Source organism: Mobiluncus sp. (genome assembly GCF_985070215.1).
On record NZ_CFKZQR010000016.1, the window covers coordinates 1 to 15,889 of the forward strand.

Annotated in this window: 15 protein-coding genes; 6 read left to right on the top strand and 9 right to left on the bottom strand. The window is 55.9% G+C overall.

Going from position 1 to position 15,889, the window contains the following annotated elements; all coding sequences use genetic code 11:
• Both AC5LBQ_RS04725 and AC5LBQ_RS04730 read right to left on the bottom strand, forming a co-directional pair.
• On the bottom strand, positions 1 to 180 hold a 180-nt coding region (locus AC5LBQ_RS04725), incomplete at its 3' end, for a hypothetical protein (RefSeq protein ID WP_493264770.1).
• Positions 181 to 519: 339 nt separating this feature from the next.
• Positions 520 to 687: a hypothetical protein gene (locus AC5LBQ_RS04730; protein ID WP_493264771.1), complete on the bottom strand. Its 168-nt coding sequence runs from the start codon at positions 685 to 687 to the stop codon at positions 520 to 522.
• A 345-nt stretch (positions 688 to 1,032) separates the two neighbouring features.
• On the opposite strand from AC5LBQ_RS04730, the gene AC5LBQ_RS04735 reads away from it, so the two are divergent.
• Complete coding sequence (locus AC5LBQ_RS04735; RefSeq protein WP_493264772.1) at positions 1,033 to 1,326, top strand: hypothetical protein; 294 nt, start codon at positions 1,033 to 1,035, stop codon at positions 1,324 to 1,326.
• A complete protein-coding gene (locus AC5LBQ_RS04740) occupies positions 1,311 to 1,664 on the top strand; it encodes a helix-turn-helix domain-containing protein (RefSeq protein ID WP_493264773.1) in 354 nt (117 codons plus the stop codon). The genes AC5LBQ_RS04735 and AC5LBQ_RS04740 overlap by 16 nt, the downstream gene beginning before the upstream one ends.
• Here the strand turns inward: AC5LBQ_RS04740 and AC5LBQ_RS04745 are convergent.
• The 4 genes from AC5LBQ_RS04745 to AC5LBQ_RS04760 form a co-directional block, all read right to left on the bottom strand.
• A complete protein-coding gene (locus AC5LBQ_RS04745) occupies positions 1,646 to 2,317 on the bottom strand; it encodes a hypothetical protein (protein ID WP_493264774.1) in 672 nt (223 codons plus the stop codon). The two genes, AC5LBQ_RS04740 and AC5LBQ_RS04745, sit on opposite strands and share 19 nt — an antisense overlap.
• 12 nt (positions 2,318 to 2,329) lie before the next feature.
• Complete coding sequence (locus tag AC5LBQ_RS04750) at positions 2,330 to 2,569, bottom strand: hypothetical protein (protein ID WP_493264775.1); 240 nt, start codon at positions 2,567 to 2,569, stop codon at positions 2,330 to 2,332.
• A gap of 15 nt (positions 2,570 to 2,584) precedes the next feature.
• On the bottom strand, positions 2,585 to 2,953 hold the full coding sequence (locus AC5LBQ_RS04755) for a hypothetical protein (RefSeq protein ID WP_493264776.1): 369 nt from the start codon (positions 2,951 to 2,953) through the stop codon (positions 2,585 to 2,587).
• 93 nt (positions 2,954 to 3,046) lie between these two features.
• Positions 3,047 to 3,733: a hypothetical protein gene (locus AC5LBQ_RS04760; protein ID WP_493264777.1), complete on the bottom strand. Its 687-nt coding sequence runs from the start codon at positions 3,731 to 3,733 to the stop codon at positions 3,047 to 3,049.
• A 527-nt stretch (positions 3,734 to 4,260) separates the two neighbouring features.
• Here AC5LBQ_RS04760 and AC5LBQ_RS04765 point away from each other — a divergent pair.
• The 4 genes from AC5LBQ_RS04765 to AC5LBQ_RS04780 all read left to right on the top strand — a co-directional run bounded on the left by AC5LBQ_RS04765 (position 4,261) and on the right by AC5LBQ_RS04780 (position 9,552).
• Positions 4,261 to 5,361, top strand: a complete 1,101-nt coding sequence (locus AC5LBQ_RS04765) for an SGNH/GDSL hydrolase family protein (protein WP_493264778.1) — start codon at positions 4,261 to 4,263, stop codon at positions 5,359 to 5,361.
• A 43-nt stretch (positions 5,362 to 5,404) separates the two neighbouring features.
• Positions 5,405 to 7,549, top strand: coding sequence for a glycogen debranching protein GlgX (gene glgX, locus AC5LBQ_RS04770; protein ID WP_493264779.1), 2,145 nt, complete (start codon positions 5,405 to 5,407; stop codon positions 7,547 to 7,549).
• A gap of 89 nt (positions 7,550 to 7,638) precedes the next feature.
• Positions 7,639 to 8,214 (top strand): DUF3000 domain-containing protein, encoded by a 576-nt coding sequence (locus tag AC5LBQ_RS04775; RefSeq protein WP_493264780.1) that lies wholly within the window; start codon positions 7,639 to 7,641, stop codon positions 8,212 to 8,214.
• 105 nt (positions 8,215 to 8,319) lie between these two features.
• Positions 8,320 to 9,552 carry an HRDC domain-containing protein gene (locus tag AC5LBQ_RS04780; RefSeq protein ID WP_493264781.1) on the top strand — a complete coding sequence of 411 codons (1,233 nt, stop codon included), beginning with the start codon at positions 8,320 to 8,322 and terminating at the stop codon, positions 9,550 to 9,552.
• Here the strand turns inward: AC5LBQ_RS04780 and dxs are convergent.
• The 3 genes from dxs to AC5LBQ_RS04795 form a co-directional block, all read right to left on the bottom strand.
• Positions 9,536 to 11,539, bottom strand: coding sequence for a 1-deoxy-D-xylulose-5-phosphate synthase (dxs, locus tag AC5LBQ_RS04785; RefSeq protein WP_493264782.1), 2,004 nt, complete (start codon positions 11,537 to 11,539; stop codon positions 9,536 to 9,538). The two genes, AC5LBQ_RS04780 and dxs, sit on opposite strands and share 17 nt — an antisense overlap.
• A 144-nt stretch (positions 11,540 to 11,683) precedes the next feature.
• Positions 11,684 to 14,368: an aconitate hydratase AcnA gene (acnA, locus tag AC5LBQ_RS04790; RefSeq protein ID WP_493264783.1), complete on the bottom strand. Its 2,685-nt coding sequence runs from the start codon at positions 14,366 to 14,368 to the stop codon at positions 11,684 to 11,686.
• A 375-nt stretch (positions 14,369 to 14,743) separates the two neighbouring features.
• On the bottom strand, positions 14,744 to 15,655 hold the full coding sequence (locus AC5LBQ_RS04795) for a hypothetical protein (RefSeq protein WP_297345825.1): 912 nt from the start codon (positions 15,653 to 15,655) through the stop codon (positions 14,744 to 14,746).
• Positions 15,656 to 15,889: the final 234 nt, after the last annotated feature.

Genomic DNA, 15,889 nt, shown 5'->3' on the forward strand with positions numbered 1-15,889 from the left:
GGTGGCTGCTTCGCAGCCGGCTATGCAGGCGGTGGCTGCTTCGCAGCCGGCTATGCAGGCGGTGGCTGCTTCGCAGCCGGCTATGCAGGCGGTGGCTGCTTCGCAGCCGGCTATGCAGGCGGTGGCTGCGACCCTAACTGCACTCAAAGCCATTGTTGCGAATTCGACCGCTTGTTCCATAGTTGAAGGGTCTACAGTTGCGAAAAACGCTCTAGCAGTAAGCCCCTTGCGCCAGCAGAAGAATCCTCCTGGAACTCCATACCCTGGGACGTACTACAACGGCAAGTGCTGGATTGTAGGATTCACAAGAAATTGGAATCCAGGAGGCGCAACTTACCAAAACGTGTTTGGAAACTTCATCAATTCACCTTCGCAAGTGTCAGCAGATGTAACAAGCGCGAATTCAGGGGTTTTGCAGCGATTCGACAGATTTGCTAATAATGCTCAGGTGGTGAGTTCGTCATGGGGTGGTGACGTTAGTACATCGTATTGGGGATCGGCAATCATTATCCCTATTGCTTAGGAGATAGGAATGAAATCCACACTTTCCAGGCCGGGGCTGTTCACATAGACCCAGTACATTTCTAAGAACGATGTGAAGAACTTGTCGATACGACTGGTGCCGGTATTGCCACCGCGTATTGTGCCGTCAAGGTTCATTGTGCAGGATGCATTCGAGGTTGGCATGTTCCATTGAATTACCCAGCCCTTGCCATTCCGAATTCGGTTTGTACTCCAGTTGTTGGAGGAACCCGGATGATTGAATCTGGTCTTTAGTGGGGAAGAATACAAAGCATTCTTCGCAACTATAGACCCTTCAACTATGGAATAAAGGGTCAAAATTGAGAGTGAGCCCCGAACAAAGTTCGGGGCTCACAACCTATTTTTACACCCAATCGTACAAAACGGCCATTCTTGGGTTAGAAAAATTCCCCCCACAAAAAACTTGCAATGTCCGGTCACCGGACATATAATAGTAATACCGACGCAGGGGAAAAGCCCCAGCCGAACCTTTTAGAGAGGAAGATTACAATGGAAATCATCGAAAACTACGACAGCGCCTTAATCAGCTTTGACTACCTGATTAAGGACGAAACCGGCGTCTACGGAGCAGTCTTCCGGGACCGCGACAGCGCTACGGACTACCGTACTTATATCCTCTACCCTAAAACCAAATTCCCGTTCGCTGATACCAGTGAAACCCAGGAATGGCCCGAGTTTTACAAGCGCGGCTGGTCTAAACCCGAACTGCGCCAGGGGTATCGTGACGCCTGGAACCTGCCTACCGGTGTAGAGGCCGAGAAAAAATTTTGGGGGGAAGATTGAACCCGGAAGAATTCGCGGCGATAAGGTGGCTCCTCGGCCTGGAAGTCGAGGAACTATCCGCCCGCCTAGACGTAAACGAACGCACGATACGCCGCTGGGAGCAAGGCGACGCACCCATACCCGACGGGGTCACCGTTGAGATGCAGGAATGGTTTTCCCTGTTCCTAGATGCTCAAGACAAAGCCCTGGACATGATGCACGAAATCTACGAGCTGCGAGGCCGGGTGGGTATCCCCATCGTGGACACAAAACCCGGCAGGGCATTCACCCGGGTACAGTATCTGTTGGCGTGCATGGAAGACCTAGACCCGGAGTTCGTTCACCCGCCTAGCGCCTGATATACCCACGGGCGGGACACCCCGAAAGCCTCAGCAATCGGCTGCTTGGGGCACCCCGCCCGGTCGGCCGCCCGTATCAGCACCTGATATTTCCTAGCAATCTCCTCTGCGGCTGGGGTATGCGCATCGTGCCCATTTACGAGACCACCTAGCTGGTTGCGCGCAGCCTGCCCCGCCACATCCAGCATGGCCTGCCAAAACACCATCCCCGCGTCGGGGTTTTTCCCGTCTAAATACGCAGGCATGATACTCCTGGCGAGAACTGCGACCATCGCCTGGGATTCTTCTTCCCGATCATCGTTGCGTATCAGATACCGTGCGATGTCGAACGCCACCTGGGCTTCGGGTCTAAGCCCACCCAGCTGTGCCATGCCGAAAAGCCGCCGCCCGGACTTTATCCGCTTCATGAGTGGTGTATCGTATTTGAGCTGGGAATCGGGAACCGCCTCTAACGCTACAGCCCAGGCCGCGTCTCGTCTTTTTCCGGCCGCGGTTTTCGCTGCGAGAGCAACTAGGTAGGCCACATCGGCAATATCAATCTCGTCTGGGGTCAGGCTGATTTCGCAGTCGGGAATGCCGGCTTGGATGAACGGAGTCACAATCTGGGTGAGGTCTTCGCGCACATAGTCGGTAGGGATTTCACACAACTTCACTACAATTTCTCCTTACATCATGTAGAAATCTTCGAGGCCGTATGCGCCGTCCTCGAACGGGTCCTGCCCGCTACATTCACGGCACTCTTTATACTGGTCGAGTGGTAGGCCGCAGTAGTGGCATTTGCCGTGGGTGTCTCGGTAGACGCGGGGAACACCTCGGCGCATTCCGGCGGCTTTGCCGATGTTGGACCAGCCGCAGATGCTGGCTCCGCAACCGCAAGTACAAGTCTGGTCTTCATTGATGGTCATAGTTTTTCTCCTTTGTTAAATGCGTTCTATCGCGTTGAGGGACGCGCTGCGATTGTGATGGGTGACGAGGGTATTGTCGTCGATTGAGTAGAAGGCGGTCAGCTGGTGTTGTGGCCCGATGTGTGCACGTCTTGCCCGTACGAGGTGTGCGCTTTTGGCGATTAGCTCGCAGCCGACGATTTCGGTCTTGTCGATGATCATAAATAGTTCGCGGGTGAGGCCTGCGCCGGTGCCGTCCATAGGGTCGGCGGCGAGCCATTCCAGGCCTTCAGCTAGGTCGGTGGGGTTGATGCCGCAGCCTACCCAGTTTTGGGCGATATGCGAGGTGTTGATGATTTTGGGGAGTTCTTCCGGTTTGATGAAGCGGATGGTGTGGGTTTTCATTGTCTTGTGTCTTTCTGGGTTCGAGGTTTTCACCGATTACATTACTATCATACACTCGATATATGAGTGTGTAAATAGAGAAGGGAAAAAAATTTAGTAGCGACCGTGACCGAGTAGCAGGCTGATGTAGCTGGATGCCATGTCTTTTGTGAGGTCTTCGAGGAGTGCAGGATTTTTACGGTATTTGTCGCCCGTGCCGTAGACAGTGATGAAATCGCTATCGTAGTCACGCTCCTCAGCGAATAGCGTCTTGAGGAAGCTGATTTGCTTCGGGGTGGCAGGTATAGCCTTTTTTTCGGGCTTGGCGGCAGGCTCAATGACGGACTCAGCAACGGGTTCGGGTGCGGGCTTGAAGGGGGCATCGGCGGGGCGAGCAAACATCAGATCATTGATAGTTTTCACTACCTGCTTGATGCCGACCTTTTTCGTCTGCCCCTTGCGGGTAGTCACGATCACATTTTCCCCCCCGACAAGGTTTTTGCCGCAGACGAGCCATTCGGGTCCGACCTTGCGCCATACGACTCCACCCTCGTCTATCTTGCTAGCGATGGCTGCCTTTTTCTCCGCCTGCTTCTTTTCCTGGAATTTGGCGATGCGCTTCTGGAGCTTTTCGTCTGTGGCTTCGGCGGCCTCGACAGCCTCACGGCTGTAGAAATTTGTGGGGTACGCGGAGTATCCGGTGTAGTCCAGGCGGGTCGGAGTGAGTAGCCGCTTGATGTGGCTATCGGTCCAGCCGTGGGCTTTGAGCTGGAAGGTAGTGTATTCTTCGACGGTTTCCATTTTCGTTTCCTTTCAAGTTCGGGGTTCCCCCTCATCTGATTACATTACTATCTTACGCTAGATGTATAAAAGTGTCAATGGAGACGAGAAGAAATGTAAGAACAAAACTCCCGACCAGCGCAAATAGAAAACCTTGCCAACAACCCAAAACTGCTCTAAACTGTACTCATCCCCGCATTAGCGGGGATGAGCCTTTACATTCATTGGAAAAGCTCAACCTCCCCGCACTTGCGGGGTAATACAGGGGCTCCAGCCATGTGGCTGGAGCCCGACACTTTTATGCCGCCAGCGCCACCCAAAAATAGTGCCATCAGTAAGGAATTAGGCTGTATCCGAGAGCCTCATAAATCGCCCGAAAATAGCACCATAAATAGCACCACTAAAGAGCAGACATAATGTCTGAGCTGCTGTTTTACACAAGCAAATATTCCTTCACACGGAAGAGGTCACTGGTTCGATCCCAGTATGGCCCACCAAACTTGTTTTCTGGCGCGCTTAAAACGACTCGAGCCGGGTATGCTTGTGCCATGGCTGCCAAAAAGATTTCTGTCGATACAGTGCTTGAGTTGTTCCGCGAGTTGCCCGCTTCTTCAAAAGTTTCCGCCCTCACCGCACTGGGAACGTCATCGTCCCTGGTCTGGGCAGGAACCACCGCTGCGGGGATGTGGAAAGTCCATCAAGAGGTTTCCAGTCACCGTTGGTTCTGGGAGGACCACGTCATCTCCGGGCTAGCAAAGCTGGACGAACTGGGGATGCTGGCAAACCCAGAAATCTACGCCCCCGGCTTCGAGATATTTTCTAACGGGGCGCAACGTTATATGCACCGCAGCGACTGGTACTCGAACAAACCGATTTTCCCGCAAACCGGTCAAAAACTGCATCGTCCCTCGAAAATTAAGAACGCCCCTCCCCTGGTTTACGTCGCTCTCGGTGATTCCGCCGCACAAGGGGTGGGTTGCGAGAACGTGCAGGACTCTTACGTGGCTTTGTTTGCCTCCTATCTGCGACGTGCCACGCAGCGACGGGTTATCGTGCTGAATTTTTCCATTTCCGGGGCCATCGCCTCGACCGTAGTCAACACGCAAATTCCGCAGCTGCTGGCCACGGGCTTAACGCCGGACATCATCACCCTGGACATTGGCGGTAACGATGTGTTTGCCTCCGAGGGGCAAAGCACCGAAGATTTCCAGCAACAGATGGAAATTATCCTGAATAGCCTGCCTGCTCGCGCTTTTATTTCTGAGGTTCCCCCGGCGAAACCCCTCCCCGCAGATAAACGCGCCATCGAGATGAATGACATCGTCATCCAGACAGTATCCGAGTCGGACCACATTTTGGTTCCCATGCGCCACTTAGGAGATGTGCCTCTGTGGAGAACCCTCATGATTCGAGCCGAGGACGGTTTCCACCCCAACACCGACACCTATCGCCAGATTGCTGCCGAGTTTGTGCGCATGGCCGAACCGCTTCTGCAGGAACGCGGCTGGTGGCAAGCCTCGACTGCTGACATAGTTCCCCCGCTGCCTGATGAAACGGAGGCCAGTCGTTCCAACCCGTTGAGCGGACTTCTGAAACTCAATTCCACCGAAAAAGACGATGTCCCACCCGGCGAGGAACAGCCCTCATAACCCACATTCAGCACACCACGCTGGAGTATGAGATATTTGGATTATGGAAATTTGGCCAGGAAAACCTTATCCGCTGGGGGCAACTTATGATGGGAGCGGAACAAACTTTGCACTTTTTTCAGCCAACGCTGAAAAAGTGGAACTCTGTTTAGTAGAGGACGACGGACAAGAAACTGAACGTTTCTCTTTGGAAGAAGTCGATGCCCACGTGTGGCACGGCTACATCCCGAACCTCCGTCCCGGGCAACACTACGGATACCGGGTTCACGGCCCTTACGACCCCACCAATGGGCAGCGCTTCAATCCGAGCAAACTGTTGCTGGACCCTTATGCCAAAGCCATCGCCGGCGACTTAGACGGCGACATGTCCATTTTTGCCTATCCGGCCGGGAATCCAGACGGCTATTCCGAGGCAGACTCGGCCGCGCACACAATGCATTCAGTCGTCATCAACCCCTTCTTTGATTGGGGCAACGACCGTCATCCCCGCTTGGACTACCCGGACCTGGTTATTTATGAAACTCACGTCAAGGGGATGACCATGTTGAACCCTGCCATTCCCGAAGCGCTGCGGGGCACTTACGCGGGAATGGGACATCCGAACAACGTTTCCTATCTGAAACACTTGGGCGTCAACGCCGTGGAACTCATGCCGGTGCACCAATTCGTCACCGATCCTTCCCTGGAGGCAAAAGGCCTCAAAAACTATTGGGGTTACAACACTATCGGCTACTTTGCCCCGCATAATGGCTACTGTTCGGATCGCCGGGGCGACCGTCAGGTCGAAGAATTCAAACAGATGGTCAAAGACCTGCATTCAGCCGGTATCGAAGTCATCCTCGACGTTGTGTACAATCACACCGCCGAGGGCAACCAGATGGGACCGACGCTGTCTTTCCGCGGCTTGGACAACGAAGTGTACTACCGCCTGGTGGAGGGCGACCGGGAACACTACTTCGACACGACCGGAACCGGCAATTCCCTACTGATGCGCTCCCCCGCGGTACTGCAGCTGATTATGGATTCGCTGCGCTATTGGATTACCGAGATGCACGTCGATGGTTTCCGGTTTGACCTCGCGTCAACCCTGGCCCGAGAACTCAGCTCGGTTGACAAACTTTCGGCGTTCTTTGACATCATCCACCAAGATCCGATTATTTCCCAGGTCAAGCTCATTGCCGAGCCTTGGGACGTCGGCGAAGGCGGCTACAACGTGGGCGGTTTCCCGATTTTGTGGTCGGAATGGAACGGGAAGTATCGCGACACGGTGCGGGACTACTGGCGTGGCGAGCCAGCAAAACTGGGTGAGTTCGCGTCCCGGTTCAGCGGTTCGGCAGACCTCTATGCCCATACCGGCCGACTGCCGGTGGCCTCCATCAACTTTGTGACCGCCCATGACGGATTTACCTTGCTTGACCTGGTCTCCTATAACGATAAACACAATGAAGCCAATGGTGAAGGCGGGGTTGACGGAGACAATAACAACAAATCTTGGAATCACGGGGAGGAAGGTCCCAGCAGCGACGAGTCCATTAATGAACTGCGCCGCCGCCAACGTTTCAACTTCCTCACCACCCTGCTGCTGTCCCAAGGCGTGCCCATGATTTCTCACGGAGACGAGTTGGGGCGCACCCAGGGCGGTAACAACAACGGGTATTGCCAAGACAACGAAACCACCTGGATTCATTGGAACGAAGACGCGCGTGACCATAAGATGTTTGACTTTACCCGAGCTCTGATTCACCTGCGCAACGAGCACCCGGTGTTTCGCCGGCGCCGGTTCCTGGCTGGGGACGCGGCCCGCGGCGGAGAATCGGATCGTGGCGACATCGAGTGGTTTAGCGTCAACGGCGAACATATGACCGATGAAGAATGGACGACCGCTTACGCTAAAGCCCTAACCATTTCCCTAAACGGGGCTTCTATTGACGAGCCGGGCAAACGCGGTGAGCGCGTGGAAGATGATGATTTTATCCTCATGTTCAACGCCTCCGAAAAGGACTTGGAGTTCACTATGCCCCAGTGGGCTCATGATTTGCAGTGGTATCGGGTCATCGACACGACAGCGGAACAGCCAATTGAGACGGATTTCGAGCGGGCCAAGATGCTGGGTTCCCCCGAGACCGTTACGGTACGTTCGCGTTCCATTGTGGTTTTGGCCTCCCCCTTGGCCGACCCCTCTCTCTAGTATTGGGCGACGGGCAGTCCGAAAAGGTATTTCGGGTCTGCAGGGCGTGGTACGGCCGGTTTTCCCTCTCTCTCGCTTACGCTGAGAGGGTGAGCAAGGCGAGTTCAACGGCACAGACGCAGGTACCCCCAGCGTGGGAACTCGCTCTTTTGTCGCTGCGCCAAGCCTCGGTACCGCCCCGCGTTTCCATTCACGAGGTGCCTGCCCCGGTGAAAATTGCCCCTTATGCAGTGGCGATTAGCGCGGAGACGGCGCTGCACGTGGAGGCGGAGGCTCCCGCTACCGGCCGGTTTGTGTGTCTCTACGATCCGCAGACCCAAGAAGGTTGGGGCGGCGAGTTTCGGGTTATTGCTCTGGTGGCGACCGATACGGAGTTAGCTTTGGGTGAAGATCCGCTAGCCGGGGAAGTCGCCTGGTCTTGGCTCCGCGAGTGTTTAGCGAGCCGAGATGCTGATTACGGACATTTGGTGGGTACCGCCACCACGACCATCAACCGTTCTTTTGAGGGCTTCGCACTGCGCGCCACCTCCGCTACCCTCGAGATTCGCGCTTCTTGGACCCCTGGCAGCCCCGATTTGAGCGCCCATTTCCTAGCGTGGCTGGACACCATGCTCCAAGCGACCGGGCTCTCCCCCGAGGAAAACGTCACTCAGCTGCGTCATTAGGACCTTCCCCACCACCCTTGTGCGCTAACGAACATTCCCCTCAGAAACACCCCTACGGTGCGGCAGGATCAGTGCAGCCGCGCCAGGTTATAACATAGAACCGTTATGTCGAGCACCACTTCAAAACCGCAATCCCCACGGCTGGTCGCCCGTACCCGCGAGCCTTTGGCTCCGATTGTGGACACCCCCGCAGCCCTGCAACATGTCTGTGAACTTGTCGCTGCCGCCACGGGACCGGTGGCGCTCGATACCGAACGTGCCGGATCATTTCGCTATTCTCAAGGCGCCTACCTGGTGCAATTGCGTCGCGATGGGGTGGGCACTGTCCTCATCGACCCGGTAGCCTTTCCCGATTTGAAGCCCTTGAACCGGGCTATTGGCAAGGCGGAGTGGATTTTGCACGATGCGACCCAAGACCTGCCCTGTCTGTCGGAACTGGGGATGCGCCCGCAGCTGCTGTTTGACACGGAACTGGCGGCTAAACTGTTGAACTTTGAGGGGTTTGGCCTGGCCGCGGTGATGGAACAGGTGCTGGACATCACCTTGGCGAAGGAACATTCTGCGGCGGATTGGTCCACCCGACCCCTGCCCTCCGACTGGCAAACCTACGCTGCCCTGGACGTGGATTACCTCATTGAACTGCGCAATGAGCTGTGGCTCCAGCTGCAAGACGAGGACAAAGACGACTGGGCAGAGCAAGAATTCGACTTTCTGTTGGATTTTCAGCCCCCTGCGCCCAAACCTGATCCGTGGCGTCACGTCCCCGGTTCTGGAAAAGTTCACGCCCCGCGCAACCTCGCCGCCCTGCGGGAACTGTGGTATTCCCGCGATGAACTGGCTCAGGACGAGGATTTAGCACCTACCAAAGTGCTGACGAACGCGGCGATGATTGCCTTGGCGGCGGGGCTGCCGAAGGGCAAACGTTACATGGGAGCTTTGGAGGATTTTCGCCACGACCGGGTCGGCCGGAAGCGTGCCGACCGCTGGTTTGCGGCTTTACGCCGGTCCTATCAGCTGTCCACCAAGGAACTCCCCCCGCGGCGTGCCCCGCGCATTCCCGGCGAGGTTCCGGATTCGCGCACTTTCACGCACAATCACCCGCTGGAGGCCGATCGGTGGCGACGTTTGCGTGAAGCTGTTGCCGGGGTTGCTACCCAGTTAGATGTCAACTATGAGGCTATGTTAGAACCAAAAACTATTCGCCGATTGGCTTGGGTGCTGCCTGACGATGCTCCGGAGTCCCAGGTCTTGGAAGTGCTGCAGGCCAGTCAGGCGCGGCCTTGGCAGATTGAAAATACTTTGGATTCGCTGGTGAAAGCCCTTAAATCCGAGAATTAATGGAATCAGCCAGCGCTCGGGGGGTCAGCCCCAGTTCTTCTCGGATTTCGTCGCGCGTGGCGTGGTGCAGAAATTGTCGCGGAATCCCGTAAGATAGCACGGGAGTAAAGATGTCCTGCGCCGCTGCGGCGTTGCGTAGCTGGGACCCAAAACCGCCTTCCACCAGGCCGTCCTCTAGGGTTACGACCCGGTCGTAGGCTCCTACCGCCGCCACCAAGTCAGCGGGCACGGGAATGAGCCACCGCGGATCGACGACGCGCACCGCCAGATTGTTGAGGGCCTGGAGTTCGTTCGCGACCTCCACCCCCAGGTGGGCAAACGCTCCGGTCGCCACAATCAAAAGGTTCTGGGGTCGGTTTGAGCTGGCCGTTGCCTCGCGGGTCGGTGCTGACGGTGCCACGAAGTCAGCCGATTCCCACAGCACATCGCTGCCATGGGCACGTTTCAGTGCCGGCAAAGGCTTGGGCAGCGAACCTTTCGGATAGCGCACGATGGTGGGTCCGTCGTCAATTTGGAGAGCCTCGCGCAGTTCTGTGCGCAAAGTCTCCGCATCGCGCGGCGCGGCCAGGCGCAGACCGGGCACCGTCCCAGCCAGAGCTATGTCCCACATACCGTTGTGACTGGCGCCGTCACTGCCGGTAATACCGGAACGATCCTCGACAATCGTCACCCCAGCCCGGTGCAGCGCGATATCCATCAGCAACTGGTCATAACCCCGGTTTAAGAACGTGGAATACAGGGCGATGACCGGGTGCATCCCGCCGTATGCCAAACCGGCGGCAGTGGCCAGGGCATCCGCTTCCGCGATACCAACATCGAAAACCCGGTCGGGGAATTCTCGTTGCATCGGGCACAACCCTACGGGGCGAAGCATCGCGGCGGTCAGGGCGACGATTTTTTCGTTCTCACGCGCCAGGTTGCAGATTTCCTCGGCAAAAACCTGAGTCCATTCAAAGCGTTCCGGCTCGATGGGCAGGCCGGTTTCGGGATGAATCCGTCCGATTGCGTGGAAGTGGTCGGAAACGTTTTCTTCCGCCGGGGTGTAGCCGCGGCCCTTTTGGGTTATGACGTGTATCAATACGGGCTTCTTCGCAGCCTTCGCCCTGGTGAAACTAAACTCCAGGGCGGCAATGTCGTGTCCGTCAATGGGGCCGGTATAGGTAATACCCAACTCGTCAAACAGGACCCCTTCGGCAGAGGCGACCATGTCGCGCAACCCGGCTTTCGCGGCGTGCAACCCGGAATACACCAGATTTCCCACCGGCCCGCCGCCTTTCAGGGTTTGTTTGCCCCACTTCAAGGCTTTGTCATACTGGGGTGTAACCCGCAGGGCATCCAGGTGATGTGCCAGCCCGCCGATGGTCGGAGCGTAGGAACGCCCGTTGTCGTTCAAGACTATGATTAGCCGGCCTTCGTTTTCTTCGGCAATGTTGTTCAGAGCCTCCCAAGCCATACCACCGGTCATCGCTCCATCGCCAATGACCGCTACGACCCAGCCTCGTTTGCCGGTCAGGCGGTTTGCCCGGGCAATCCCGTCCGCCCAGGACAGCGCGGCTGAAGCGTGGGAGTTTTCCAGCACATCCGTATCAGATTCCGCCCGCGAGGGATACCCAGACAGGCCGCCGCGTTGACGCAGCCGGGAAAAATCTTGGCGTCCGGTCAGGAGTTTGTGGACGTAAGTTTGGTGTCCCGTGTCAAAAATGAAAGTGTCTCGGGTGACATTAAACACGCGGTGCAGGGCGATGGTCAGCTCGACCACGCCGAGGTTCGGACCCAGGTGTCCCCCGGTCTTTGCTACTGATTGCACCAAGAATTGACGAATTTCCTCCGCCAGGCGATTGAGTTCCTGGTGGTTTAGATTCCGCAAATCGCGCGGCGAAGAAATCGTCGGCAATAGGCGCAGCGACATCAAGTCAGCGTTTTGCGCGTTTACGGGTTCAAGTTGGGACATAGAATCGTAAAACTCCTCATGAAGATACCGTCCCATTCTATCCGGTTTTTACGTTTTCTTTCATGTCGTGCCAGTTTGGAGCGGTGGCCGCGCAACGGTTTGGCCGGTAGACCGAAAAATAGCTCCCCGAACTGACCAGAGGGCAATTCGGGGAGCTATAAACGGTTGAACCGCTAGCACCTAGGCTTTCACCAGGTTACGCAGCACGTAGCGCAAAATGCCGTCGTTGCGGTAGTAGTCGGCTTCTCCAGGGGTGTCGATACGTACCACCGCATCGAACTCGACCTTGGAGCCGTCCGTCTTGGTAGCGCAGACTTTCACCGTCTCCGGAGTCTTGCCTTCGTTCAAAGCGGTTACACCGCTGATGTCAAAGGTTTCCGTCCCGTCCAGGCCCAGCGAGTCCGCGGACTGTCCCTCCGGGAACTGCAGTGGCAGGATACCCATCCCAATCAGGTTAGAACGGTGAATACGTTCGAAGGACTGCGCGATAACGGCTTTCACACCCAGCAGGCGGGTACCTTTTGCGGCCCAGTCGCGGCTAGAACCCGTGCCGTATTCCTTGCCGCCCAGCACGACCAGCGGAATCCCGGCGGCCTGGTAGTTCATGGAGGCATCATAGACGTAGGCCTGAGGGCCGCTTTCCTGGGTAAAGTCGCGGGTGAAACCGCCCTCAACCCCGTCCAGCAGCTGGTTCTTAATGCGGATGTTGGCAAACGTGCCGCGCATCATGACTTCGTGATTGCCACGGCGCGAACCGTAGCTGTTGAAGTCCTTAGGCTGCACCCCGTTGCCGGTCAGGTACTGGCCAGCAGGAGTTTCAGGCTTGAAAGCGCCGGCCGGAGAGATGTGGTCGGTCGTGACGGAATCGCCCAGTTTCAGCAAAACCCTGGCGCCGTGGATGTCCCGCACCGGTTCGGGCTCCATCTTCATTCCGTCAAAGAACGGTGCCTTGCGCACATAGGTCGAGTCATCGTCCCAGGTGAAGCGGCTGCCTGCCGGAGTCGGCAGGGACTGCCAACGCTCATCACCGGCAAACACGTTTGCATAATCCTTCGTGTACATATCGCGGTTAATGGTTTCGTCGATAGTCCGTTGCACCTCAGCGGGGTCGGGCCAGATGTCACGCAGGAACACATCGTTGCCGTTTTGATCCTGCCCCAGGGGCTCCGTCTCAAAATCGAAGTCCATAGTACCGGCCAGGGCGTAGGCCACAACCAGCGGCGGGGAAGCCAGGTAGTTCATCTTAACGTCGGGGCTGATACGCCCCTCAAAGTTACGGTTACCCGACAGCACCGCTGTAACGGCCAGGTCGTTGTCGTTGATGACCTTCGAGATTTCGGGCGGAACCGGACCGGAGTTACCGATGCAGGTCGCACACCCATAACCCACCAGGTTAAAGCCCAGCTCATCAAGGGGACCCCACAGACCGGCCTGGTCAAAGTAGTCCGTGACGACTTGGGAACCGGGAGCCACCGACGTCTTTACCCACGGCTTTGACTTCAGTCCCTTAGCGCGGGCGTTGCGAGCCAGAATGCCAGCAGCCATCATCACCGAGGGGTTGGAGGTGTTCGTGCAAGACGTGATGGAGGCAATGACCACGCGGCCATGATCCAGGTTGGTCTTGGTGCCGTCAGCGGTGGTCAGATTCACGAGCTTGTGCGCTTCGGGAGCGTAGGTGGGCACCAGGGTCTGCTCGAAGGTTTGCTTGGCTTCGCTCAACTTAATGCGGTCTTGCGGACGCTTCGGACCGGCAATGGAAGGCACCACAGTAGACAGGTCGAGTTCCAGGTACTCCGAGTACTTGGGCTCAAAACTCGGATCGTGCCACAGGCCCTGTTCCTTGGCGTAAGCCTCCACCAAAGCGCAGCGCTCTTCGTCACGTCCGGTCAAGCGCAGGTAGTCCACGGTGACCTGGTCGATGGGAAAGATGGCGGCGGTTGAACCGAATTCGGGAGACATATTGCCGATGGTGGCGCGGTTAGCCAGCGGCACCTGAGTGACGCCCTCGCCATAGAACTCCACAAACTTGCCGACCACGCCGTGCTCGCGCAGCATCTGGGTGATGGTGAGCACCACGTCCGTAGCGGTAGCGGCGGCAGGGATAGACCCCTTGAGTTTGAATCCGACCACGCGCGGAATCAGCATGGATACCGGCTGACCGAGCATAGCGGCCTCGGCTTCGATACCGCCAACGCCCCAGCCCAGTACGCCCAGCCCGTTGACCATCGTGGTGTGGGAGTCGGTGCCAACGCAGGTATCGGGGTAAGCCTGCACCGTGCCGTCGGGCAGTTCCTTCGTGAACACGGAACGTGCCAGATACTCGATGTTGACCTGGTGAATAATGCCGGTCCCCGGCGGCACCACGCGGAAGTTGTTAAAGGCACCCTGGCCCCAACGCAGGAACTTATAACGTTCCGAATTGCGTTCGTATTCCTTGTCCGTGTTGAGTTTCAACGCGTCAGCGCGCCCAAAGTAATCAATCTGGACCGAGTGGTCGATGACCATCTCTGCCGGAGCCAAGGGGTTGATCTTCTCCGGGTCCCCACCCAGGTCTTTCACAGCCTCGCGCATAGTGGCCAAATCAACCACGCAAGGCACGCCGGTGAAGTCCTGCATCACCACGCGAGCCGGGGTGAACTGGATTTCCGTGTTGGGCTGCGCATCGGGATTCCACGCTGCCAGAGCCTTAATTTGGTCGGCAGTGATGTTAGCACCGTCTTCGTTACGCAACAGGTTTTCGCCCAAAATGCGCAGCGCGTAAGGAAGCTTTTTTAAGCCTTCCACGGCATCGAGAGAGAAAATCTCGTAGGATTTACCTCCCACCTGCAAAGTCTTGCGAGCATTTAAGCTGTTCAAACTGGCCATAAATAACCTCCTAAAGGGTGGCAACAACGCCACAAAGATTTATCTCGACATCAAGATATATTTTATTTCGTCATTTCACAACACACTAGGGGTTGCATCGCGGACATTTTTTCGCTGTCCTGTCAGATGCATTCCCCAAATAGGCTTCTACCTGAGGTTATAGGTTGCAAAATGGCTTGCCTCGTAACTGCGTCTCGAATTCACAAGGGCGTTGCGCGCCGATTTGTCGGTCCTCTTGCGTGGGCAATTCGCAAAACTTCTGTTGCGCAAATCCCAATTCTTTGCTCTTTGCTTTCCTATGTTCCTCAAGAATTCTCCAACGACAACCTGGCAATCGTCCGCCAGCATACTTGGCGGCAGGCGCATCCAGAAGAATCAATCTGATTCTGCGTAGGCATTCGTACTGACAAAAGACATTAATAAGGTAGCTAATGCTATGAAAACAGCGAAAAGACCATAAGCGATGTTCGTGTGGAAGACTCCCAGCGCCCACAGCGCAGCCAAGCAGTAACCGTAAATTACAGCCCAAAAAATCCCCAGAACGAAGTCCTGATTCACTCGTAACGTCAAAGTGTGCCAATGTCTGGCAATCTGGGCTACCAGCTTCACCAAAATGGCCATCCACAGTACTAAGAATGCGACGACGGCAAACCACTCATCACTGATTTTGTTTAGCAGCAGAGACAAACTGCTGCCCACGCCTACGGTAATAACTGCTCCCAGCCCTGCGCCGAGGACGGCGAGGATTGCCATCAGCCGCGACTTTTCTGCGAGTTTATTCAGACGCAATGTTAGGTAAACGACTGCAGGAGTTTCGAACAGATAACCCAGGAAGTTTACCCAAATCACACTCATGAACACATGATGATTGATGTCCCAGGAAAGAACACGTCCGTCCCAAATCCAGAACCCCCCGTTGAGTCGGATGGCGGCCACATCCAGTAATAAATCCATCGAAACGACCAGCCAGCCTGCAAAAAGGCTGATTTCAAAACTGCTGCCGGAAAATTTCCTCGCAATTCTGAAACCACAGACGGCCAACGCACCCCACATTAATCCACCAAATACAGGAAACTGATTAGGCGGCGCGCCGATGCTGAAAAAATAGTCGTTGCTGTAGTGATAGATATCCGTGGCTCTCACAGCCAGAATTTCAAGGATGAATCCCGCCATAGTCGCCGCAAAGAACAGACGCAGTTCCACCTGGTTGCGCTGCTTGGCAATGTCTCCTAGCAACAGAACGGTTAGCAGGTAGCAAATAATTTCAAAGGCATTAATCCAGTTCACCGCACCTCCCGAGTGTCTACATTACACTGTAAACTAGCTGCTAATTTCTGTTTTAGTACCGTAAGAGTCACCACGTGTGTCAAGACTACCCTGGTGATAACCTTACATCAGTCCTGAATTCCACAATTGTGTATCCTATGGCGGGCTATCTGGGGTGTTTGCGATGGTGGTAGGTCTTTATGTTTTGGGTCACTAATCAGGTGTTTCAAAACGACAAGACGGAAACAAGAACTG